The 20,943-nt window shown below is 72.4% G+C and carries 21 protein-coding genes; 14 read left to right on the top strand and 7 right to left on the bottom strand.

Features of this window, described 5'->3' with window-relative positions; all coding sequences use genetic code 11:
* Positions 1 to 139: 139 nt before the first annotated feature.
* From ACPEH0_RS09390 to ACPEH0_RS09380, 3 genes are all read left to right on the top strand, one after another.
* Positions 140 to 1,609, top strand: coding sequence for a GuaB1 family IMP dehydrogenase-related protein (locus ACPEH0_RS09390; RefSeq protein ID WP_366214090.1), 1,470 nt, complete (start codon positions 140 to 142; stop codon positions 1,607 to 1,609).
* 116 nt (positions 1,610 to 1,725) lie between these two features.
* On the top strand, positions 1,726 to 3,054 hold the full coding sequence (locus ACPEH0_RS09385) for a hemolysin family protein (RefSeq protein ID WP_217531230.1): 1,329 nt from the start codon (positions 1,726 to 1,728) through the stop codon (positions 3,052 to 3,054).
* Positions 3,051 to 4,103, top strand: coding sequence for a hemolysin family protein (locus ACPEH0_RS09380; protein WP_366214091.1), 1,053 nt, complete (start codon positions 3,051 to 3,053; stop codon positions 4,101 to 4,103). The genes ACPEH0_RS09385 and ACPEH0_RS09380 overlap by 4 nt, the downstream gene beginning before the upstream one ends.
* 28 nt (positions 4,104 to 4,131) lie before the next feature.
* Here the strand turns inward: ACPEH0_RS09380 and ACPEH0_RS09375 are convergent, their stop codons facing one another.
* Positions 4,132 to 5,205 (bottom strand): NADH:flavin oxidoreductase/NADH oxidase, encoded by a 1,074-nt coding sequence (locus ACPEH0_RS09375; RefSeq protein WP_366214092.1) that lies wholly within the window; start codon positions 5,203 to 5,205, stop codon positions 4,132 to 4,134.
* A 22-nt stretch (positions 5,206 to 5,227) separates the two neighbouring features.
* On the opposite strand from ACPEH0_RS09375, the gene ACPEH0_RS09370 reads away from it, so the two are divergent.
* The 6 genes from ACPEH0_RS09370 to ACPEH0_RS09345 all read left to right on the top strand — a co-directional run bounded on the left by ACPEH0_RS09370 (position 5,228) and on the right by ACPEH0_RS09345 (position 10,874).
* Entirely contained in the window at positions 5,228 to 6,061 is an 834-nt protein-coding gene (locus tag ACPEH0_RS09370; protein WP_253035560.1) for an ADP-dependent NAD(P)H-hydrate dehydratase, read from the top strand.
* Positions 6,062 to 6,096: 35 nt separating this feature from the next.
* Positions 6,097 to 7,311, top strand: coding sequence for a hypothetical protein (locus ACPEH0_RS09365; protein WP_366214093.1), 1,215 nt, complete (start codon positions 6,097 to 6,099; stop codon positions 7,309 to 7,311).
* Positions 7,312 to 7,327: 16 nt separating this feature from the next.
* Positions 7,328 to 7,669 carry a thiamine-binding protein gene (locus ACPEH0_RS09360; protein WP_064001432.1) on the top strand — a complete coding sequence of 114 codons (342 nt, stop codon included), beginning with the start codon at positions 7,328 to 7,330 and terminating at the stop codon, positions 7,667 to 7,669.
* On the top strand, positions 7,666 to 8,880 hold the full coding sequence (locus ACPEH0_RS09355; protein WP_366214094.1) for an MFS transporter: 1,215 nt from the start codon (positions 7,666 to 7,668) through the stop codon (positions 8,878 to 8,880). Before ACPEH0_RS09360 ends, ACPEH0_RS09355 begins: the two co-directional genes overlap by 4 nt.
* A 63-nt stretch (positions 8,881 to 8,943) precedes the next feature.
* The gene (locus ACPEH0_RS09350) at positions 8,944 to 9,426 is read left to right on the top strand and encodes an SRPBCC family protein (protein ID WP_064001434.1); all 483 of its coding nucleotides are present in this window, start codon (positions 8,944 to 8,946) and stop codon (positions 9,424 to 9,426) included.
* Positions 9,423 to 10,874, top strand: a complete 1,452-nt coding sequence (locus tag ACPEH0_RS09345) for a phytoene desaturase family protein (RefSeq protein ID WP_366214095.1) — start codon at positions 9,423 to 9,425, stop codon at positions 10,872 to 10,874. The genes ACPEH0_RS09350 and ACPEH0_RS09345 overlap by 4 nt, the downstream gene beginning before the upstream one ends.
* Before the next feature lie 3 nt (positions 10,875 to 10,877).
* Here the strand turns inward: ACPEH0_RS09345 and metX are convergent, their stop codons facing one another.
* The gene (gene metX, locus ACPEH0_RS09340; protein ID WP_366214096.1) at positions 10,878 to 12,080 is read right to left on the bottom strand and encodes a homoserine O-acetyltransferase MetX; all 1,203 of its coding nucleotides are present in this window, start codon (positions 12,078 to 12,080) and stop codon (positions 10,878 to 10,880) included.
* A gap of 165 nt (positions 12,081 to 12,245) precedes the next feature.
* Between metX and ACPEH0_RS09335 the strand changes: the two genes are divergently transcribed.
* Positions 12,246 to 13,052 (top strand): hypothetical protein, encoded by an 807-nt coding sequence (locus tag ACPEH0_RS09335; RefSeq protein WP_366214097.1) that lies wholly within the window; start codon positions 12,246 to 12,248, stop codon positions 13,050 to 13,052.
* A 268-nt stretch (positions 13,053 to 13,320) separates the two neighbouring features.
* Here ACPEH0_RS09335 and ACPEH0_RS09330 read toward each other — a convergent pair whose 3' ends face one another.
* Positions 13,321 to 13,680 carry a hypothetical protein gene (locus ACPEH0_RS09330; protein WP_359918049.1) on the bottom strand — a complete coding sequence of 120 codons (360 nt, stop codon included), beginning with the start codon at positions 13,678 to 13,680 and terminating at the stop codon, positions 13,321 to 13,323.
* Between the two features lie 200 nt (positions 13,681 to 13,880).
* Positions 13,881 to 15,203, bottom strand: coding sequence for a bifunctional o-acetylhomoserine/o-acetylserine sulfhydrylase (locus tag ACPEH0_RS09325; protein ID WP_366214098.1), 1,323 nt, complete (start codon positions 15,201 to 15,203; stop codon positions 13,881 to 13,883).
* Between the two features lie 166 nt (positions 15,204 to 15,369).
* Here ACPEH0_RS09325 and ACPEH0_RS09320 point away from each other — a divergent pair, with 166 nt between their 5' ends.
* A complete protein-coding gene (locus tag ACPEH0_RS09320; protein WP_217531135.1) occupies positions 15,370 to 16,155 on the top strand; it encodes an SDR family oxidoreductase in 786 nt (261 codons plus the stop codon).
* 6 nt (positions 16,156 to 16,161) lie between these two features.
* Here ACPEH0_RS09320 and ACPEH0_RS09315 read toward each other — a convergent pair whose 3' ends face one another.
* The gene (locus ACPEH0_RS09315; protein ID WP_366214201.1) at positions 16,162 to 17,607 is read right to left on the bottom strand and encodes an MFS transporter; all 1,446 of its coding nucleotides are present in this window, start codon (positions 17,605 to 17,607) and stop codon (positions 16,162 to 16,164) included.
* Between the two features lie 115 nt (positions 17,608 to 17,722).
* Here ACPEH0_RS09315 and ACPEH0_RS09310 point away from each other — a divergent pair, with 115 nt between their 5' ends.
* Genes ACPEH0_RS09310 through ACPEH0_RS09300 form a run of 3 tightly spaced genes read left to right on the top strand, consistent with a single transcriptional unit; the run spans position 17,723 to position 19,583 of the window.
* A complete protein-coding gene (locus tag ACPEH0_RS09310) occupies positions 17,723 to 18,241 on the top strand; it encodes a phosphoribosyltransferase (RefSeq protein ID WP_366214099.1) in 519 nt (172 codons plus the stop codon).
* On the top strand, positions 18,238 to 18,924 hold the full coding sequence (locus ACPEH0_RS09305; RefSeq protein ID WP_366214100.1) for a uracil-DNA glycosylase: 687 nt from the start codon (positions 18,238 to 18,240) through the stop codon (positions 18,922 to 18,924). Before ACPEH0_RS09310 ends, ACPEH0_RS09305 begins: the two co-directional genes overlap by 4 nt.
* 35 nt (positions 18,925 to 18,959) lie before the next feature.
* Positions 18,960 to 19,583 carry a GNAT family N-acetyltransferase gene (locus ACPEH0_RS09300; protein ID WP_217531138.1) on the top strand — a complete coding sequence of 208 codons (624 nt, stop codon included), beginning with the start codon at positions 18,960 to 18,962 and terminating at the stop codon, positions 19,581 to 19,583.
* Between the two features lies 1 nt (position 19,584).
* Here the strand turns inward: ACPEH0_RS09300 and ACPEH0_RS09295 are convergent, their stop codons facing one another.
* Both ACPEH0_RS09295 and ACPEH0_RS09290 read right to left on the bottom strand, forming a co-directional pair.
* Positions 19,585 to 19,893, bottom strand: coding sequence for a protealysin inhibitor emfourin (locus ACPEH0_RS09295; RefSeq protein ID WP_217531139.1), 309 nt, complete (start codon positions 19,891 to 19,893; stop codon positions 19,585 to 19,587).
* Complete coding sequence (locus tag ACPEH0_RS09290; RefSeq protein ID WP_366214101.1) at positions 19,877 to 20,935, bottom strand: M4 family metallopeptidase; 1,059 nt, start codon at positions 20,933 to 20,935, stop codon at positions 19,877 to 19,879. The genes ACPEH0_RS09295 and ACPEH0_RS09290 overlap by 17 nt, the downstream gene beginning before the upstream one ends.
* Positions 20,936 to 20,943 lie beyond the last annotated feature (8 nt).

Below are 20,943 nucleotides of genomic sequence, written 5' to 3'. Positions count from 1 at the left end.
TGCTTTCGTCGTCGACGTTCGAAATGTGCGGTGCCCGCGCGGCCTCGCGCACAGAGATCAAGGGTATCCCAGGTTCGCGTCCGCCCGACCCGCTCACGCCGTCCGGCGCGGGGGCTCGACGGTCGCCTAGCGTGGGAGTATGCACTTCTCCGGTGAGCGGCCCGCAGGCGACCTGACCTACTCCGACGTGTTCCTCGTCCCGCGACGGTCGGACGTGACGAGTCGCCTCGACGTCGACCTCTCACCCGGCGACGGGACGAGTGCGACGATTCCGCTCGTCGCCTCCAACATGAACTCCGTCACGGGACCGCGCCTGGCGGCGACCCTGGCCCGTCGCGGCGGGCTCGCGGTGCTGCCCCAGGACATGCCGTTGCAAGAGGTCGACGCGGCGATCCGGTGGGTCAAGGATCAGCCGGTGCGCTGGGACACCCCGCTCGTCCTGCCGCCGGAGGCGCTCGTGTCGGAGGCCGCCGCACTCCTGCCTCCGGCCGCGGGGCACGGGATCGTCGTCGCGACGTCGGCGCACAGTGCGGGCGCACCGTGGGTGCACGTCGACGACATCCTCGGCATCGTTCCCGCCGAGCGGCTCGGGACGGCCCTGCCGGACGCGCGGCTCGGCGACCTCGTGCGGGGGCGGGCGGCATCCATCGACGCCGACGACGTGGACACTGCGCGGGCGGCCTTCGACCTCCTGGTCGCGGCGGATGCCGACATCGTCACGGTCCTGCAGCACGGCCACCTCGTGGGCACGCTGTCGCAGCGGACGGCCCTGCGCTCCTCGCTGTACCGTCCGGCGGTCGACGCGGACGGACGCCTCATCGTCGCCGCAGCCGTCGGGATCAACGGCGACGTCGCGGCGAAGGCGCGCGCCCTTGCGGCCGCCGGTGTCGACGCGCTCGTCGTCGACACCGCGCACGGTCACCAGGAGAGCATGATCCGGGCGCTCCGCGCCGTCCACGCCGAGGGGCTCGACCTGCCCATCGTCGCCGGCAACGTGGTCACCGCCGAGGGGGTCCGCGACCTCGTCGAGGCGGGCGCCACGATCCTGAAGGTCGGCGTCGGCCCGGGCGCCATGTGCACGACCCGCATGATGACGGCCGTCGGCCGTCCGCAGTTCTCCGCCGTGCTCGAGACCGCCGAAGCGGCGACCGCCGCCGGTGCCCACGTCTGGGCGGACGGGGGTGTCCGCTACCCCCGGGACGTCGCCCTGGCCCTCGCGGCGGGCGCGGCATCCGTCATGATCGGCTCGTGGTTCGCCGGCACGATCGAGTCGCCCGGCGAACTGCGGGTCGACGCCGACGGGCGGGTCTTCAAGGAGTCGTGGGGCATGGCGTCGACCAAAGCGGTACAGGGGCGCTTCGGTCGCCTCGACCCGTTCGAGCGCGCCCGGAAGGAGCTCTTCGCCGAAGGCATCTCGTCGTCGCGCATCTACCTCGACCCGCTGCGCCCGAGCGTCGAGGACCTGCTCGACATGATCACCTCGGGTGTGCGTTCGTCGTTCACGTACGCCGGAGCCGCGACGGTCGCCGACTTCCACGAGCGGGCGACGGTCGGTTTCCAGTCGGCGGCCGGATACGAGGAGGGCAAGGCCCTGCCCGTCAGCTGGTGAGCCGCCGCCCCCGGGTGGGGGCGGGCGTGCCGTAGAATCGTCCGCACAATGGACGACCCTCCCAGTAGACCCTCGCCCCACCGACCCTGCTCCCCGATGATCGGGGGTGACGTGTGATGGACTACGTCATGTTGGGCGTGGGGCTGCTCCTGACCGTGGGAACCGGTCTGTTCGTCGCGAGCGAGTTCGCCCTCGTGAACCTCGACCGCGCCGACCTCGAGGCGCGCCGCGCCGCCGGCGAGACCCGTCTGTCGCTGACGATCAACGCGCTGCGGATCACCTCGACGCACCTGTCGAGCGCGCAGCTCGGCATCACGCTGACGACGCTCCTGACCGGTTACACGATGGAACCGGCGCTGTCGAACCTGCTGAACCCGGTCTTCGCCCTCTGGGGCGTGCCGGAGGCGGCATCCCGTCCCATCGCGACCGTCGTGGCGATCACGGTCGCGACCGTCTTCTCGATGATCATCGGCGAGCTCGTCCCGAAGAACTTCGCGCTCGCCGTCCCGCGGCAGACTGCGAAGCTCGTGATCGGGTTCCAAACGGTCTTCACGACGGTCTTCCGCCCCGCGATCCTCCTCCTCAACGGCAGCGCCAACGCGGTGCTGCGTGCCATGGGCGTCGAGCCCAAGGAGGAGCTGTCGGGTGCCCGCACCGCCGAGGAGCTGTCGAGCCTCGTGCGGCGCTCCGCGAGCGCCGGCGTCCTCGAGGAGGACACCGCGTCGCTGCTCGATCGCACCCTGACCTTCTCGCGGCTCACGACCGCCGACGTCATGACGCCCCGGCCGAGCGTCCACGCCGTCGCCGCCGACGACAGCGTCGAGGAGATCGTGCAGCTCGCGCGCCGCACCGGCCACAGCCGGTTCCCCGTCTACGGCGAGTCGATGGACGACATCATCGGCATCGTCCACCTCAAGCAGGCCGTGTCGGTGCCGCGCGAGCGTCGCGCCGACGTCCCCGCCGCCGCGATCGCGCAGGAGCCCCTGCGCGTCCCCGAGGCGGTCCACCTCGACGGCCTCATGTCCGAGCTGCGCTCCCGCGGGTACCAGATGGCGATCGTCGTCGACGAGTACGGCGGCACGGCGGGTGTCGTGACGCTCGAGGATCTCGTCGAGGAGATCGTGGGCGAGGTCCTCGACGAGCACGACCGCAGCCGCGCGGGCGTCGTGCGGGCCAAGGGGTCGATCATCTTCCCCGGCGACCTGCGTCCCGACGAGGTGCTCGACCGCACCGGCATCCGCGTCCCCGAGGGCGACGTGTACGACACCGTCGGCGGCTTCATCATGGCCACGCTCGAGCGCATCCCGGCGGTCGGCGATCAGATCACCCTCGAGGACGGGACCATCACCGTGCAGCGGATGGACGGTCGCCGCGTCGACCGCGTCAAGTTCGTGCCCGCTCCCGTGCCGGTCGGCGCCGAGACCGAAGGGGGTGAGCGCCGATGAGCGACTGGGCCGGAATCGCCTGGCTGGTCGTCCTCCTCGTGGCCAACGCCTTCTTCGTCGGCGCGGAGTTCGCCGTCATCTCGGCGCGACGCTCGCAGATCGAGCCTCTCGCCGAGAAGGGGTCCCGCTCGGCGAAGACCGCGCTGTGGGCGATGGAGCACGCCACGCTCATGCTCGCCACGTGCCAGCTCGGCATCACGATCTGCTCGCTGCTGATCCTGAACGTCTCGGAGCCGGCGATCCACCACCTGCTGGCCGTGCCGCTGGAGGCGATCGGGCTGCCGTACGCGGTCGTCGACGTCACCGGGTTCGTCATCGCGCTGCTGCTCGTGTCGTACCTGCACGTCGTGTTCGGCGAGATGGTGCCGAAGAACCTCGCGTTCTCGCTGCCGGACCGCGCGGTCCTGCTGCTCGCGCCGCCCCTCGTGTTCGTCTCGCGGGTCTTCCACCCGGTGATCGTCGCGCTCAACTGGATCGCGAACCACGTCGTCCGGCTGTTCCGCGTCGAGCCGAAGGACGAGGCCGCCTCGACCTTCACCCTCGACGAGGTCGCCACGATCGTGAACCAGTCGCGCATCGAGGGGGTGCTCGACGACGCGTCGGGCGCCGTCGCCATGGCGGTCGAGTTCACCGACAAGAAGGCGAAGGATGTCGCGGTTCCGCTCTCGGAGCTCGTCACCCTGCCCGAGCACACGACGCCCGATGAGATCGAGCGGGCCGTGGCCCGTCACGGGTTCTCGCGCTACGTGATCGTCGACGACGAGGGGATGCCGCTCGGTTACGTCCACCTCAAGGACGTGCTGCGCGCGGCGGAGGGACCGGATGCCGAGGCGACGGTCGACGCCCCGATCAAGCCGAAGCGCATCCACCACATGATCCCGATCGGCGAGGCCACCGACCTCGAGGACGCGCTCGCGCTCATGCGGCGTTCGAGCCGCCACCTCGCGCAGGTGCGCGATTCGGCGGGAGAGACGACGGCGGTGCTGTTCCTCGAGGACATCATCGAGGAGCTCGTCGGCGAGGTGCACGACGCGACGCGGCGCCTCTGAGGTCGCCGGCGACGCGGCGCGGGGCGGCTCAGTGCCGGCGGGCGCGGAGGTACTGCGGCGGCCACAGCGTCGCGGCCTCCGCGTCGCCGAGCTCGTCGGCGGCGCGCAGGGCGAAGTGGGGGTCGCGGAGCCAACCGCGACCGACCATGACGGCGTCGGCGAGCCCGTCCTGCAGGATCGTCTCGGCCTGCGCGCCGTCGAGGATCTCGCCCACCGCCGTGACGAGGAGTCCGGTGCGCTCGCGCACCGTGGCCGCGAACGGCACCTGGTAGCCGGGACCGGTCGTGATGCGCTGGTGCGCGACGAGGCCGCCGGTGGAGATGTCGATGACGCTCGCGCCCCGCTCACCGACCCACGCGGCGACCGTCGCCGTCTCTTCGACGCCCCAGCCGCCGTCGGCCCAGTCGGTGGCCGAGAACCGGACGGCGATCACCCGGCTCGGTGCGGCCTCGCGGACGGCGGCCACGACGCGCAGCAGCAGGCGCGCGCGGTTCTCGAGCGATCCGCCGTAGGCGTCGGTGCGCTCGTTCGACAGCGGCGAGAGGAACTGGTGCAGCAGGTAGCCGTGGGCGGCGTGGACTTCGAGGAGATCGAACCCGGCCTCGTCGGCGCGGCGGGCGGCCTGCGCGAAGGCGTCGACGAGGGTGTCGATGTCGCCGTCGGTCATCGCGACCGGTGGCGCGTAGCCGTCGAACGCGATCGCCGAGGGGGCCATCGTCGTCCAGCCGCCCTCCGCGGGGGCGACGGAGCCGCGGGCGTCGTCCCACGGCCGGTGGGTCGAGGCCTTGCGGCCCGCGTGCGCGAGCTGCACTCCGGCGAGGGCGCCGCGGGCGTGGATCGCGGCGACGATCGGAGCCCAGGCGTCCCGCTGCGCGTCGTTCCAGAGCCCCGCGTCGTGCGGGGTGATCCGCCCCTCCGGGGTGACGGCGGATGCCTCGGCGATGACCACGCCCGCACCGCCGGTCGCGAACTGGGCGAGGTGCACGTGGTGCCAGTCGTTCGGCACGCCGTCCACCGCCGAGTACTGGCACATCGGCGAGACCCACAGGCGGTTGCGCGCGGTGGCGCCGGCCAGTTCGAGGGGGCGGAACAGCAGGGTCATGGGCGGACTCCGTCGCAGTAGGGTGGGCGCCATGGCGGCGCGGGGATGGACGAGGGCGGACACGGCCGAGGTCGTCTTCGGGCCAACGGCGGACGACGACAAGTATTCCCGCGGTGTGGTCGGCCTGCGGACCGGATCGACGGCCTTCCCCGGTGCGGCGGTGCTCGGCGTCGAAGCCGCCTGGCGGACGGGCGTCGGCATGGTGCGCTATCTCGGACCGCAGCGCGCGGCGGACCTCGTGCTCGCCCGACGCCCGGAGACGGTGACCGCGGACGGTCGCGTGCAGGCGTGGGTGGTCGGGTCGGGGACGGATGCCGCGCACCGCTCCGCGCGCGAGCGCGCCGCGCTCGGCGGCATCCTCTCGGGGGAGGTCCCCGTCGTGGTCGACGCCGGCGCCCTGGATCTCGCCCCGGCGGCGGCTGCGCCGGTCGTGGCGACACCGCACGGCCGCGAGCACGAGCGGCTGCGGCGGATGCTGGGGCTCGACCCGGACGTGGACGATGCGTCCGAGACGGCGGCCGTCCTCGGCGGTGTGGTGGTGCGCAAGGGCGCGACGACGGTGGTCGCCGCGCCCGGCGAAGAGGCGATCGGGATCACGGCTCCCACCTCCTGGCTCGCGACGGCCGGCACCGGCGACGTCCTCGCCGGGACGGTCGGTGCCGTGATCGCCGGGGTCGTCGGGCGGGGCGGGGCGCCGGGCGACCTGGGCGCGCTGCAGCGGGCCGCGGCATCCGCTGTCTGGCTGCACGGCCACGCGGCGGCGCTCGCCGTCGCCGCCCACCGCGGCGGACCGATCGCGGCGCTCGACGTCGCGGAGCACCTGCCATTGACGGTCGCCGAGGTGCTGGCCGGCTGACACGCGTCGGTCGGCGGCGCCCGTAGGCTGGGCGCGTGACGAACCGCGTGCTGCTGTGGACCGTGTTCGTCCTCGTCCACGCGGGTGTCGGCCTGCTGGGGTTCGTCCTGCCGAACGAGCCCATGGGCGACGTGTACCGCGTGTACGAGCCGTGGTCGCGCGCGGTGTTCTCGGGCGGCGGCGTCGTGGGCGTGACGCAGGACTGGGTCTACCCCCAGCTCGCGCTGCTGCCCATGCTGCTCGCCCATCTGCCCGCCGGCCTCGTGGGCGACTACACGGTCGGCTGGGCCGTGCTCGTGACGCTGGTCGACGCGGTCGCCTTCGGTGTGCTCGTCGGCCGCGGACGCTCCCGCGGGCGCGTCGTCGCCGCCGTCTTCTGGCTCGCGGCGATCGTCTGCCTCGGCCCCGTCGGCCTGTATCGGATCGATGCGGTCTCGGTACCGCTGGCGATCCTCGGATGCCTGTGGCTGCTGCGCCGGCCCGCGCTCGCCGCCGCGCTCCTCGCGGCCGCGACCTGGATCAAGGTGTGGCCCGCCGCCCTCCTCGCGGCGGCCGTCGTCGCGGTGCGCCGCCGCGCGAGGGTGATCGCCGCCGCAGCGCTCGTGAGCGTCGCGGTGCTGGGTGTCGTCGTCGCCGCCGGCGGAGCGGACCACGCGCTGGGATTCGTCACCGGGCAGACCGGACGCGGACTGCAGGTCGAGGCGCCCGTGAGCGCGCCGTACGTCTGGGGTGCGCTGCTGGGCGCCGACGGGTCGGCGGTGTACTACGACCAGGGCCTGCTCACCTTCCAGGTCACCGGCCCGCAGGTCGACCTCGTCGTCGCCGCGATGACGCCACTGCTCGCCCTCGCGGCCGCCGGCGTCCTCCTGCTCGGGACCTGGCAGGTGCGTCGCGGAGTGCCGTTCGTGCGCCTGTTCCCCGTCCTCGCGCTCGCCCTCGTGCTCGTCCTCATTGTCGCCAACAAGGTCGGGTCGCCGCAGTTCCACACCTGGCTGTTCGCCCCCACCGTCCTGGGCCTCGTGATCGACCGGCGCCGATGGGCGGCACCGGCCGCCCTCGTGCTCACGGCCGCCGCGCTCACCCAGCTCGTGTATCCCGTCCTCTACGGCGGCATCATCACACCGGCGGTCCTGCCCGTCGCGGTCCTCACGCTCCGCAACCTCGTGCTGGTGGGGCTCCTCGTGTGGATGGTCGCGCGCCTCGTCCGCCTTCCCGCATCCGTGTCCGCTCCCGTCCGCGTCGCCCCCTGATCCCGGAGGTCCTCCCATGCTCGTCGCCTTCTCCGTCGCCCCCTCCGGTGACGGCAACCCGGACGGTTCCGTCCACGACGCGGTCGCCGCGGCCGTCACGGTCGTCCGCGCGTCGGGGCTGCCCCACCGCACCACCAGCATGTTCACCGAGATCGAGGGGGAGTGGGACGAGGTGATGGCCGTCGTCAAGGGCGCCGTCGACGCCGTGCAGCCCTTCGGTTCCCGTGTCTCGCTCGTGCTGAAGGCCGACATCCGCCCGGGGTACACCGGCGAGATCGACGGCAAGATCGCCCGGTTGGAGACGGCGATCGAATCGATTCGTGGCGAGCAGGGGAGCGGGACTACGATCTCGGAGTGATCTCCGCCCCCACGCGTCCCCGCCGCGCCCTCCTCGCGCTCGCCGTCGGCAGCTTCGGCATCGGCATGACCGAGTTCGTCGTGATGGGGCTGCTCCCCGAGATCGCGCGCGAGCTGCTGCCCGCCGCGTGGGCGAGCTCGCAGGAGGACGCGATCGCACAGGCGGGGTGGCTCATCACGCTCTACGCGCTCGGGGTGGTCATCGGAGCGCCGACGATCGCGGCATCCGTCGCCAAGTACCCGCGTCACCGCGTCATGATCCTGCTCGCGGCGGCGCTGACGCTGTTCAACGCGCTGACCCTCGTGCTGCCGACGTTCGAGCTCGTCGCGGCATCGCGCCTCCTGGCGGGACTGCCCCACGGCGCGTACTTCGGCATCGGCGCGCTCGTGGCCGCCGACGTCATGGGTCCGGGGAACCGGGCCAAGGGGGTCGCCTTCGTGCTGACCGGTCTGACGGTCGCGAACGTCGTCGGCGTGCCGGTCGGCACCTTCCTCGGGCAGAACCTGGGCTGGCGGTGGGCGTTCGTGCTCGTCGTCGCCATCTTCGCCGCTGCGACCGCCGCGATCGCCGTGACGGTGCCGCGCCGGGCGGGGGAGCCTTCGCGCACCCTCCGCGCCGAGCTCGGGGTCTTCCGCATCGGACAGGTCTGGTTCGCGCTCGGGATCGGCGCCATCGGCTTCGGCGGCTTCTTCGCCGTCTACACGTACGTGTCGCCGCTCGTGACCGAGGCCGCCGGGTCGCCCGCGTGGGTCGTCCCGATCACGCTCGTGATCCTCGGGATCGGGATGACGGTGGGCAACCTCGTCGGCGGGCACCTCGCCGACGTCGACCTCATCCGCGCGATGTTCGGGCTGCTCGGCCTGCTGGCGCTGTCGCTGCTGCTGCTCGCCCTGACCTCGGGGTGGATCGTGACGGTCGTGATCTTCGTCTTCGCGGTCGCCTTCGCCGCGTCGGCGGTGAGTCCCACCATCCAGACCCGCCTCATGGACGTCGCCGGCGACAACCAGTCGATCGCCGCCGCGCTCAACCACTCCGCCCTCAACACCGGCAACGCCATGGGAGCGGCCCTGGGCGGTGCCGTCATCGCCGCGGGGTTCGGCTTCGCGGCGCCCGTGTGGGTCGGCTTCCTCCTCGCGCTCGCCGGGCTCGGCATCGCCGCGCTCAGCGTCACCCTCGAGCGGCGGCACGCCCGCACACCCGCCCTGGTCTGACACGCCGCAGCGGGCGGCGCAACCCCGTCTACGACCGAGCCCGTGACTCGCTAGCGTCGAGCCATGTCCCGTAACTCGCGCCGGTTCGCCTGCACACCCGACGACGTGTTCGCCGTCCTCGCGGACGGCTGGCTGTTCCCGTCATGGGTGGTCGGCGCGTCCCGCATGCGCGAGGTCGCCGACACGTGGCCGCAGGTGGGCTCCCGGCTGCACCACTCGTTCGGCGTCTGGCCGGTGCTCATCGACGACGCGACCGAGGTGCTCGTCTACGACCCGCCCCGCCACGTGCTGCTGCGGGCGAAGGGATGGCCGATGGGCGAGGCCCAGGTCGACATCCAGGTCAAGCCGCACCGGGACGGCTGCATCGTTCGCATCCAGGAGGAGGCCGTCGCGGGGCCGGGAAGCCTCGTGCCGCAGCCGCTCCTCGATGTCGTCCTGCAGCTGCGCAACCACGAGACGCTGCACCGGCTCGCGTACCTCGCCGAGGGGCGCGCCGCGCGGCCGACCGACGAGACGACCGCCGAGGACGAGGGCGTCGCCGAATGAGCGACCTCGACGCCGTCGTCGTGGGGGCGGGCCCCAACGGCCTCGCCGCGGCCGTCGCCCTCGCCCGTGCGGGCTTGGCCGTCCGCGTCTACGAGAAGGGCGCGACGATCGGCGGCGGAGCCCGGACGACCGAGATGACCCTCCCCGGGTACCACCACGACGTCTGCTCCGCCGTGCATCCGCTCGCGTTCGAGAGCCGCTTCTTCCGCGAGTTCGGCCTCGGCCGGCGCGTCGCGTTCGTCGTCCCGGAGGCGTCGTTCGCGCATCCGCTCGACGGCGGTCGCGCGGGCGTCGCCTACCGTGACCTCGACCGCACCGCCGACGGCCTGGGCCGCGACGGCGACGCCTACGCGCGGCTCCTGCGCCCCCTCGTCGACCGTGCCTCGGAGGTCGCCGACTTCACGGGGCATCCGCTGCTGCGCATGCCCCGGCATCCGCTCGCGGCGGGCTGGTTCGGCGCCCGCACCCTGGAGCAGGGGAGTCCGCTGTGGAACGCCCGGTTCCGAGAGGATGCCGCGCCGGCGCTGCTCACGGGGGTCGCCGCGCACACGATCCTGCCGCTGCCGAGCCTCGCCGGCGCGGGGGCCGGCCTCGCCCTGACGACCTACGCCCACGCCCGCGGCTGGCCGATCCCGGTCGGCGGCAGCCAGGCGATCGTCGACGCGATGGCCGACGACCTGCGCGCCCACGGCGGCGAGATCGTGACCGACCACGAGGTCACCTCGCTCGCCGAACTGCCGCCGGCGCGCGCCGTGCTGCTCGACGTCATCCCGCGCGCGTTCCTGCGGATGGCGGGCGACGCCGTGCCCGCGGGGTACCGCGGTGCGCTCGAACGGTTCCGATACGGCGGGGCGGTCGCGAAGGTCGACTTCGCCCTGTCGGGACCGGTGCCGTGGGCGAATCCCGAGGTCGCGGCGGCCGGCACAGTGCACGTCGGGGGCACGCGCGCCGAGGTCGCGGCATCCGAGACCCTCATCGCGCACGGCGGCCTTCCGGACGCGCCCTACGTGCTCGTCGCGCAGCCCTCGTCGTTCGACGCGTCGCGCGCGCCGGCGGGCGGCCACACCCTGTGGACGTACACGCACGTCCCCGCGGGGAGCACGGCCGACCGGGCCGAGGCCGTCATCCGGCAGATCGAGCGCTTCGCCCCCGGCTTCCGCGACCTGATCCTCGCCGTCAACTCGCGGAACGCCGTCGAGGTCGAGGCGGAGAACCCCAACTACCCCGGCGGCGACATCGCCGCGGGCGCCCCGGCGCTCTGGCAGCTGCTGAAGCGACCCGTCGTCTCGCCCGAGCCGTGGCGGACGCCTCTCGAGGGCGTCTACCTCTGCTCCGCGTCGACGAGTCCCGGGCCTGGGGTGCACGGGCTCGCGGGCTGGCACGCGGCGCGGTCGGCGCTGCGGCACACCTTCGGGACGCGGATCGCCCCGGATCTGTCGCCCCGCTGAACGTCAGCTCTCGAGCAGACGGCGCAGGTGACGACCGACGGGCTCGGTCTCGATGAGGAACCCGTCGTGGCCGAAGTCGCTGTGCAGCACGACGGTGTCGTCGTCGATGGTGGTGCGGATGCCGCGGCTGATGCGGTGCTGGCCTTCCACGGGGAACAGCCGGTCGCTGTCGATGCCCAGCACGAGCGTGCGCGCCGTGACGCGTGCCAGGGCGTCCTCGACGCCGCCGCGATCGCGCCCGACGTCGTGCGAGTTCATCGCCTCGACGAGGGTCAGGTACGAGTTCGCGTCGAAGCGGCGCGTGAAGCGGTTGCCGTGGAAGTCGAGGTAGCTCTCCACGGCGTACCGGCCGCCCTCGCCGAACGGACTCTTGTCGGACTGCCACGACCGCTGGAACCGCTGGTTCAGTTCGGTGGGCGTGCGGTAGTTCAGCAGGGCCATGCGGCGCGCGAGCGACAGGCCGCGATGCGGACCGTCGCCGTCGGGTGCGTCGTAGTAGTGGCCGCCGGCGAACCGGGGGTCCATCTGGATCGCCGCGAGCTGCACGGAGTTGAGCGCGACCTGGTCGGCGGTCGTCGTCGGCGGGGAGCACAGCACGCCGAGCCGCTCGACCCGCTCGGGATGCGTGACCGCCCACTCGAGCGCGTGCATGCCGCCCATCGAGCCGCCGACCACTCCCGCCCACACGTCGACACCGAGGGCGTCGGCGAGCATGACCTGCGCGGCGACCTGGTCGCGGATCGTGAGGAAGGGGAACCGCGACGCCCACTCGTAGCCGTCGGGGGCGATGCTCGCGGGGCCGGTCGACCCCTGGCATCCCCCCAGGATGTTCGGTGCGATGACGAACCACCGGTCGGTGTCGATCGGGGCGCCCGGGCCGACGATCTCACCCCACCAGCCGTCGGTCGCGTGGCCGGGACCCGCCTCGCCGCGCACGTGGCTGTCGCCCGTGAGGGCGTGCAGGATCAGCACGGCGTTGTCGCGGGCGGGGGACAGCTCGCCCCAGGTCTCGTAGGCGAGACGGATGCCGGGGAGGCTTGCCCCGCTCTCGGTGGTGAACGCGCCGAACCGCGCGAACCTGCGCTCCCCGATCGGGTCGCCGTCGCGCCAGGCGCCGGTCGCCGGTGGGCGCCCGAGGAGCGACCGGGCGTCTGCCTCGGTCACCGGAGCCGAGGGCACCGTGTCTTCCGAGGCCTGCCAGTCCATACGACCATTCTCCCGGCCGATGGGGAGGGTCAGCGCAGTGTTACGGGGGGCACGGACACCTTCGAAAGTTTCCGCCGAAAGGCGGGCGCGGCACCTTCGGACCCGTCGTTAGCGTCGGGGAGATCACCATTCTGTGACCTGATCGCTCCACCGGAAGAGACCCTGATGACACGTTCCTGGCGCCGCACCGCCTCCCTCACGATGGTTACAGCGCTCCTGGCGTCGACCATCGTGGCATTCCCCTCCATCGCATCGGCGGACGACGAGGTCGACGCGGCCTCGATCGCCGTCGCTGCGCAATCACTGGCGAATCTGGATGAGTCACTGCTCCTTGCTGCATCCGATGGAGCCGGGACCGGGACGGTGCAGACCAGCCAGGGCACCATCGGTGTCCCGTCGCGGTTGACGGACGGGGTGTCTATACACTCTCCCGGGCGGTCGCCCTTGACGATCGATCTCCCCGAGGCGGACGCGGCGGGCGATGCCGTCCTCCTCCAGGGTGGGGCGGTGACCTACCCGGGTGAGTCCCTGACCAATTCTGTGATCGTCGGTGACGCGGGTGTGCAGATGCTGACGACGATCACTTCCGCCGACGCGCCGGAGCATCTCGAGTACGACGTCGACCTCGGCGTCGGCGAGTCGTTGCGATCGACCGAGGACGGCGCCGCGGTCGTCGCCGCTGACGGCACTGTCCTCGCCGTGGTCGCGGATGCCTGGGCACTCGACGCGGACGGCGACCCTGTCGCGACGCACTACGAGATCGAGGGCTCCACGCTCATCCAGGTCGTCGATCACCGCGCGGCGGGGGTCGCCTACCCGGTGGTGGCGGATCCGATCTGGATCGCTCCGTGGGTGTTCAAGTGCCTCCTGGGCCTCGGGCTCAAAGGGCCGCAGATCACGCAGGCCTTCGCCACCGGCACGATCTGGGGTGGCCTCGGCGCGTCCGCGCTCGCCTGCGCACTGGGCAAGTGATCGCCGTGCAACCTGAGGAGCTGGCACGGAGGATCGCGAAGGTCGATTCTCAGATCGCGGCGCACCCGCTGTCCAGCGAACGCGTGACGCAGGCGCATGCCGTCATCGAGGCGCACGGGGGCACGGACGACTCCGATGCGATCTCGCGCGAGTTGGCCTCTCGAGGGCTCCCGAGTCTGGTGGAGCTCGGCCGTATCCAGGCGCGGAGCTCGTTCAGCTGGTGGCGGCTCCACCGCAAGCGGCGAGCACTGCTCCGTCGCGCGGATCGCTAGGCGACCCGCGCGCGGCGGACCGAGGAGACGATCGAGTCCAGCACAGCGTTCGACTGACGCAGCAGCGGGCGGGACGCGGCATCCTCGACCAGACGGTCCATGAGCAGCTGGGTCCTCGACACGATGGGATGCCAGTAACCGCCGGGGTGGTGCCGGTCCAGATCCAGGCGCAGAGACCGGTGGTCCGTCGTGAGCACGGCGGTGCCGGGCGCCAGGTCGAGGTCCGGGTCGGTCTGCGTGATCATGACCAGGACGGAACTCCACAGGCCCGAGAACGCGCCGGGGAACGGGAACCGTGTGGTCCTCAGGTCCAGGGTGGCACCCCGGATCTCGGTCCAGTCGACCTGCTGCGTCACGGCGGGTCCATCTCGGTGACTGATGGTGTCCACGCCGAGGACGAGGTGACGCCGACCGGGATCGCCGATCGCGAGCCCGTCAGGCACAGCGTGAAGAGGTCCGTAGCGTTTCATCGTCTTCCCTCGAGCGTATCGGGCCGGACGCGCGACACCCCGCCGCGGTGACCCGGGCGGGGTGTCGGTCTCCTGAGGAGGGGAGGTCAGGCGCGGGCGGCCTCCGAGAGGCGGCGCGCGGCGGCGAGGGCCTGGTCGAGGTCGGCCTTCAGGTCGTCGATGTTCTCGAGGCCGACCGAGAGGCGGACGAGGCCGGGCGTGACGCCCGAGGTGAGCTGCTGCTCCGGGGTCAGCTGCGAGTGCGTCGTGGATGCCGGGTGGATGACGAGCGAGCGCACGTCGCCGATGTTCGCGAGGTGGCTGAACAGGGTGAGCGCGTTGACGAACTCGCGACCTGCGGCGACGCCGCCCTTCAGCTCGAACGACAGCACCGCGCCGACGCCCTTGGGGGCGTAGCGGTTCGCCGCGGCGTACCAGGGCGAGGTGGGCAGACCCGAGTAGTTCACCGAGGCGACGTCGGGGTGGTTCTCGAGCCACTCCGCGATCTCCTGCGCGTTCTGCACGTGGCGCTCGATGCGCAGCGACAGCGTCTCGACGCCCTGGATGAGGTTCCACGCGCTCTGCGGCGAGATGGCCGAGCCGAGGTCGCGCAGCAGCTGCACGCGCGCCTTGATGATGTAGGCGAGGGCGTCGCCGACCGCTGCGGTGTAGACGGCGCCGTGGTACGACTCGTCGGGCGTGGTCAGGCCGGGGAAGCGCTCGGAGTGCTCCGACCAGGGGAACGAGCCGCCGTCGACGATGACGCCGCCGATGGTCGTGCCGTGGCCGCCGAGGAACTTGGTCACCGAGTGGACGACGATGTCGGCGCCGTGCTCGAACGGGCGGATCAGGTACGGGGTCGCGATGGTGTTGTCGACGATGAGCGGCACACCGGAGGCGTGGGCGACGTCGGCGACCGTCCGGATGTCGAGGACGTTGATCTGCGGGTTGCCGATCGTCTCGGCGAAGAAGAGCTTCGTGTTCGGGCGGACCGCGCGACGCCATTCTTCGGCGTCGTCCTGGTTCTCGACGAACGTCGTCTCGATGCCGAGCTTGGCGAGCGTGTACTTGAAGAGGTTGTAGGTGCCGCCGTAGATCGAGCTCGACGAGACGATGTGGTCGCCCGCCTGTGCGATGTTGAGGATGGCGAAGGTGGAGGCCGCCTGGCCGGAAGAGACGAGGAGGGCACCGGTACCGCCCTCGAGGCCCGCGAGACGCTGCTCGAGGACGTCCTGCGTCGGGTTCTGGATGCGCGTGTAGATGTTGCCGAACTCCGCCAGGGCGAACAGGTTCGCGGCGTGGTCGGCGTTGTCGAAGACGTACGACGTCGTCTGGTAGATCGGTGTGGCGCGGGCCTTGGTGACCGGGTCCGGAGCGGCGCCGGTGTGGATCTGCTTGGTCTCGAAGCGCCAGTTCTCGGGTGCGGACATGACGGGCTCCCTGCGTGAGTGGACGATGGATGTGAGGGCCTGCGGACGGATGCCGCGGGCTCGACACCGACGTTACGAGCCGCATCCGGCGAGGACAACGGAACGGACACGCGGCGTAACGTGACGGCGTGCCGGGGGCGGGTCGCGAGTGGCTAGCGTGGACCTCATGGCGAATCGACGTGCAGTGGTGACCGGCGCGAGCTCGGGGATCGGTGAGGCGGTCGTGCGCGACCTCCGCGCGAGGGGCTGGGACGTCGTGGGAGTGGCTCGGCGCGCAGCGCGGCTGGAGGCCCTCGACGCCGAGATCGGGTCGCGCTCGTATGCCGCCGACCTCACGAGCGAGGCGGACGTCGCGGCGCTCGCCGCGCACCTCGCTGACACCGGTCCGGTGCACGCGCTCGTCCACGTCGCGGGCGGCGCCCGCGGGACGCAGCGCGTCGAGGACGGCGACGCCGCCGACTGGCGCTGGATGTTCGAGGCCAACGTCCTGTCGGCGCAGCTGCTGACGGCAGCCCTCCTGCCGCTCCTGCGGCGCGCCGCCGAGGCCGACGGTCACGCCGACACGGTCTACGTCACCTCGACCGCGGCCCAGACCGCCTACCCGGGCGGTGCGGGGTACAACGCGGCGAAGGCGGGCGAGTCGATGCTGGTGCACGCGCTGCGGCTCGAGCTGAACGGCGAGCCGATCCGCGTCGTCGAGATCGCCCCCGGGATGGTGCAGACCGAGGAGTTCTCACTCAACCGCCTCGGCGGCGACCGGGCCGCGGCCGAGAAGGTCTACGACGGCGTCGACGAGCCGCTGACGGCGGCCGACGTCGCCGACGTCATCGGGTACGCGCTCGAGGCGCCGGGACACGTGAACCTCGACCTCGTCACGATGCGACCGGTCGCCCAGTCGGCGCAGCACCTGCTGGCGCGGGGGCGCCTCCGCCCCCGCAGCGACAAGGACTGACCGCGCTCAGCCCGCGGGCGGGGCGTCGGCGAACGCCACCTTCGGCACGAACACCAGCAGCACGGCGGCGAGGAATCCGCCGGCCGCGCAGATCGCCCACACCGTGAGGTAGCCGCCGAGCGAACTCGCCGTCTGACCGACGACGCTGCCGGCGCCGGCGGCGAGGACCACGCCGAACACGGCGGACGAGAACGCGCCGCCGATCGTCTTCGTCGTGTTGGTCAGGCCGGAGGCCTCACCGGTCTTGCCGAGCGGGGCGGCCGCCGCCGCGGCGGCGGGCAGGGCGCCCACGAGCGCGCCGCAGCCGATGCCCGCGATCGACAGATTCAGCAGCACCTGCCACACCTCGAGGTGGAACGGCAGGAAGAGCGCGTACCCGATGCCCACCAGGGCGGCGGCGGCGATGAGCGCGAGGCGCGGGCTGACCCGTCGCGAGGTGACGGCGAACAGCACCGCGCCGACGATCAGCGACACGAGGTACAGCCCGATCACGTACGAGCGCTCGGTCGCATCCAATCCGAGTCCGTAGCCGAGCGAGGAGTCCGTCCCGGCGTAGGTGGACAGCGGGCCCTGCGCACCGAGCAGGCTGATGCCGATGAGGAAAGCGGTCGCCTGCACCGGCCACATGTCGGGTCGGGCGAGGACCTTCACGTCGATCACCGGGGAGGCGTGGCCCCGCTCGTGACGGACGAACCAGACCAGCACGCCGACGCCGACCACGAACAGCCCCACGACCCCCGCCCACGCGACCGGGCCGAGTGCGAGCTCGCCGATGAGCCGCATCCACGCCAATGCACCGGTGACCAGTAGCAGACCCCACGCGAGCAGGACGACGCCCCACGTGTCGAGGCGGCGCTCGCCGCTCGGCGTCGACTCGGGCACGAAGACCCAGATGACGACCGCGATGAGTGAGACCGCGACGGCGGGCACCATGAGGGTGAGGCCGAGGTCGCCCGTCGCCGCGTAGATCCGACCCGCCGCGAGGGCGCCCATGATGGCGCCGGCCTCGAGCCCCACGACCAGCAGGCCGGCGGCGCGCCGGGTCATCGAGACGCCGCGGTTCTGCTGCCGCCCGCGTTCGAAGATCAGCGCGATCTCGAGCGGGAGCCACACGACGTAGAAGCCCTGCAGCGACCAGAACAGCAGGAACGTCCAGAACGAGTCGGCGAAGACGAGACCCCACGAGGCGAGCGCGGTGAGGATCGCCGCGACGAGCAGGATGCGCTTGTGGCCGAACATGTCACCGAGCTTCGCGAGGATCGGCACGACGAGGGCGCTGAGCAGCAGCTGCCCCGCCTCGAACCAGTTGACGTCGGCGTCGCGGATCCCGAGCTGGATCACGATGTCGCTGAACAGGGGCACGTAGAACCCCTGCAGGATGCCGCTGACGATCTCGACGAGGATGAACCACCCGATGAGCCCGGCGGTGATCCCCGCGGCCGAGGAACGCAGCGCGGACGATTGCAGGGCCGAGGAGCGCGCGGAGCCGGTCACGAGCGCGAGCCTAGCGCCGGAGGAGCCCGCGACCGCGAAGGCGCCCTCCCCGCAGGCCGTAGTCTGGGACCGCATGGACGAAGGGATGCCGGTGGCCGCCGAACGCGAGACGTTGACCTGGGACGATTTCGGCGGGGCGACCCGCGACCTCGCGCGCTTGATCATCGCCGACGGGTTCGCTCCCGACATCGTCGTCGCCATCGCCCGCGGGGGACTGCTGCCCGCCGGAGCGATCGCGTACGGCTTGGGGGTGAAGAGCTGCGGTGCGTTGAACGTCGAGTTCTACACCGGCATCGGCACGGTGCTCGACGCCCCCGCGCTCCTGCCGCCCGACCTCGACCTCGGCGCCCTGCCCGGCAAGCGCGTGCTCCTCGTCGACGACGTCGCCGACAGCGGCCGCACCCTCGCGCTCGCCGTGAAGATGCTGCGGGAGGCCGGCGCCGACGTCCGCTCGGTGTGCATCTACACGAAGCCCGGGTCGATCGCGATGCCCGACTACTCGTGGCGCGAGACCGACCTCTGGATCGACTTCCCCTGGTCGTTCCGGGGAACCGTGGTCCAGGAGGACCAGGGGCTCCCCGCCGGCGCATGACCGCCCGCTCGCTCGACGACCTGGCCGCCGACGGTCTGCTCGACCCGGAATGGGCGCAGGCGCTCGGGCCCGTGGCATCCGACATCGCGGCCCTCGGCGACCGCCTGCGCGCCGACGAGCGCGGCTACCTGCCCGAGGGACGCCACGTCCTGCGCGCCTTCGCGCAGCCGCTGTCGCGGGTGCGGGTGCTCATCGTCGGTCAGGACCCGTACCCCACCCCGGGGCATCCGATCGGCCTCTCGTTCGCCGTCGAGCGCCACGTGCGTCCGCTGCCGCGCAGCCTCGCCAACATCTACGCCGAGCTCTCGGCCGATCTCGGCATCCCCCCGGCCCCCCACGGCGACCTGTCGGCGTGGACCGAGCAGGGCGTCCTGCTCCTCAACCGCGTCCTCACCGTCGCGCCCGGGGAGGCGGGCTCCCACCGCGGCTGGGGGTGGGAACGCGTCACCGAGCACGCGATCCGCACCCTCGTCGACCGGACCGGTCCGCTCGTCGCGGTGCTGTGGGGGAGGGATGCCGCAGGCCTCATCCCCATGCTGGGTGACACCCCGCGCGTCGAGTCGGCGCATCCGTCCCCCCTCTCGGCGCGGCGTGGCTTCTTCGGGTCGCGGCCGTTCTCCCGGGTGAACGCGCTGCTCGAGGCGCAGGGGGCGGCCCCCGTCGACTGGCGACTGCCCGACTGACGGGACGGGCCGCCGGTGAGCCGTATGCTGGCGGCATGCTGGAGGACGAGTACGAGCGCGATCGTCGTCGCCTGCCCCGTCACCTCCGCCGCCGGCCCGAGCCCGAGCGCGAGTTCTCCTTCGAGCTGCGCCCCGCCGTGCGCACCGACATGCCGGACGTCCGGGAGATCTACAACTACTACGTCACCAACTCGGTCGTGACCTTCGACGAGAAGCGCTGGACGCACGCGCAGTGGGTGGAGAAGTTCGACCACCTGACGAAGCTCGGGCTGCCGTTCCTCGTCGCCGTCTCGCCGACCGGGCAGATCCTCGGCTACGGCCTGGTCTCGCCGTGGACGGGCAAGAGCGGCTTCCGCTACACGGTCGAGAACTCGATCTACCTGGGTCAGGCTGCCACCGGCAAGGGGCTCGGCACGGCGCTGCTGCAGGCCCTCATCGCCGCGTGCGAGGAGAAGGGCATCCGCGAGATGGTCGCCGTCATCAGCGACAAGGGTGCCGAGGGCTCGCTCGCCCTGCACGAGCGGCTCGGTTTCGTCGAGGTGGGCCGGATGGGCCGCGTCGGGTACAAGTTCGGGCGATCGCTCGGCACGATCTACCTGCAGAAGCACCTGAACCCGAAGAAGAAGGAATCGATCCTCTCGCGCATCCGCGCGCGCTGAGTCAGGGAGCCGGCACCGTCGCGCCGTCGGCCTGCACCCGGTCGATCAGGTCGCGCCAGGGGCCGGCGGCGTCGCCGTCGCCGAGCGACGCACGGCGGTCGCACGAGCCTCCGGCCACGGCGACCTCCCACGAGAACCGGTCGGCGCCGGGAGCGGATGCCGGTGGCTCCTCCCACGGGCACGCATCGATGAGCGGCATCCACCCGTCCGCCTCCTCGGGAGCGACCTCGACGCGCCACGCCCGGCGCAGCCCCGCGAAGCCGCCGGTGCGCACCACGACGATCGTCATCGGGTCAGCGGGTTCGGGCATCCTCCACGACTCCGACGCTCGCCCACGCGGTGCGGACGGCGACGGCCTCCTCCGAGTCCTCACCGTACTCCCGCGCCGCGGTGTCCGCGGTCGCCGTCGCGAACTGCGCGAAGGTGGCGGTGGGGCTGAGGGAACCCGCGGTGAGGGTGAGGTACCAGATGCGTCCCGCGCGCTCCCAGGCGTAGCCGCCGAGCGCCGTGGCGACGAGGTGGAACGCCTTGTTCGGGATGCCGGAATTGATGTGCACGCCGCCGTTGTCGCCCGAGGTCTCGACGAAATCGCGCATGTGCGAGGGCTGCGGGTCCTTGCCGAGCACGTCGTCGTCGTAGGCGGTGCCCGGGGCGGCGAGCGAGCGCAGCGCCGATCCGGTGACGGCGTCGGTGAAGATCTCGGCGCCGATGAGCCAGGTCGCGGCATCCGCCGTCTGGCCGCGGTGGTGTTGGTCGGTGAGCGCCCCGAAGACGTCGGCGATCGATTCGTTGAGCGCGCCGGACTGCCCCGAGTAGTCGAGGCCGCCGGCGCTCTCGATGACGCCGTGCCCGAGCTCGTGCGCGATGACGCTGAGCGAACGGGTGAACCCGGCGAACACCTCGCCGTCGCCGTCGCCGAACACCATGCGCTCGCCGTCCCAGAACGCGTTGTCGTACGCCCGGCCGTAGTGCACGGTGGCGGCGAGAGCGCCGCTGCGGCCGTCGAGACCGACCCGCTCGAAGGCGTCCCAGAAGAAGCTGAAGGTCGCGCCGAGCCCGTCGTACGCCTCGTCGACCGCCGGGTCGCCGGTGGGGGCGGCGCCCTCGGCGCGGGCGGGGGTGCCCGGCAGCTCCTCGCGGTTCTGCGCGTCGGAGATCAGCCGGTCGGGGTCGGGCGCCGCCGAGACGACGAGGGCGTCGCCGTCGACCGACAGGTCGAGGTGCGCGCGCATCGGCGCGTACGCCCGCGGGACGGCGAGGGTCGCGCGTGCGGCGGCGACGGCGTGCGGGAATCGTTCGGCCGGAGCGGCCGCGAGGCGGGCGAGCAGGTACGGCGGGACGATGGCGTGCATGCCGCCAC

This window comes from Microbacterium sp. NPDC079356, assembly GCF_049545465.1.
GTDB lineage: Bacteria > Actinomycetota > Actinomycetes > Actinomycetales > Microbacteriaceae > Microbacterium > Microbacterium gawkjiense.
Note: the sequence above shows the minus strand (reverse complement) of the source record. Positions and strands in the feature narration are given on the sequence as shown.

Bases quoted from the DNA above. Each gene is read 5' to 3' on its own strand.
- ACPEH0_RS09390 (WP_366214090.1), top strand. From the start codon at position 140: ATGCACTTCTCCGGTGAGCGGCCCGCAGGCGACCTGACCTACTCCGAC.
- ACPEH0_RS09385 (WP_217531230.1), top strand. From the start codon at position 1,726: ATGGACTACGTCATGTTGGGCGTGGGGCTGCTCCTGACCGTGGGAACC.
- ACPEH0_RS09380 (WP_366214091.1), top strand. From the start codon at position 3,051: ATGAGCGACTGGGCCGGAATCGCCTGGCTGGTCGTCCTCCTCGTGGCC.
- ACPEH0_RS09375 (WP_366214092.1), bottom strand. From the start codon at position 5,205: ATGACCCTGCTGTTCCGCCCCCTCGAACTGGCCGGCGCCACCGCGCGC.
- ACPEH0_RS09360 (WP_064001432.1), top strand. From the start codon at position 7,328: ATGCTCGTCGCCTTCTCCGTCGCCCCCTCCGGTGACGGCAACCCGGAC.
- ACPEH0_RS09350 (WP_064001434.1), top strand. From the start codon at position 8,944: ATGTCCCGTAACTCGCGCCGGTTCGCCTGCACACCCGACGACGTGTTC.
- ACPEH0_RS09345 (WP_366214095.1), top strand. From the start codon at position 9,423: ATGAGCGACCTCGACGCCGTCGTCGTGGGGGCGGGCCCCAACGGCCTC.
- metX (WP_366214096.1), bottom strand. From the start codon at position 12,080: ATGGACTGGCAGGCCTCGGAAGACACGGTGCCCTCGGCTCCGGTGACC.
- ACPEH0_RS09335 (WP_366214097.1), top strand. From the start codon at position 12,246: ATGACACGTTCCTGGCGCCGCACCGCCTCCCTCACGATGGTTACAGCG.
- ACPEH0_RS09325 (WP_366214098.1), bottom strand. From the start codon at position 15,203: ATGTCCGCACCCGAGAACTGGCGCTTCGAGACCAAGCAGATCCACACC.
- ACPEH0_RS09320 (WP_217531135.1), top strand. From the start codon at position 15,370: ATGGCGAATCGACGTGCAGTGGTGACCGGCGCGAGCTCGGGGATCGGT.
- ACPEH0_RS09310 (WP_366214099.1), top strand. From the start codon at position 17,723: ATGGACGAAGGGATGCCGGTGGCCGCCGAACGCGAGACGTTGACCTGG.
- ACPEH0_RS09305 (WP_366214100.1), top strand. From the start codon at position 18,238: ATGACCGCCCGCTCGCTCGACGACCTGGCCGCCGACGGTCTGCTCGAC.
- ACPEH0_RS09300 (WP_217531138.1), top strand. From the start codon at position 18,960: ATGCTGGAGGACGAGTACGAGCGCGATCGTCGTCGCCTGCCCCGTCAC.
- ACPEH0_RS09295 (WP_217531139.1), bottom strand. From the start codon at position 19,893: ATGCCCGAACCCGCTGACCCGATGACGATCGTCGTGGTGCGCACCGGC.
- ACPEH0_RS09290 (WP_366214101.1), bottom strand. From the start codon at position 20,935: ATGCACGCCATCGTCCCGCCGTACCTGCTCGCCCGCCTCGCGGCCGCT.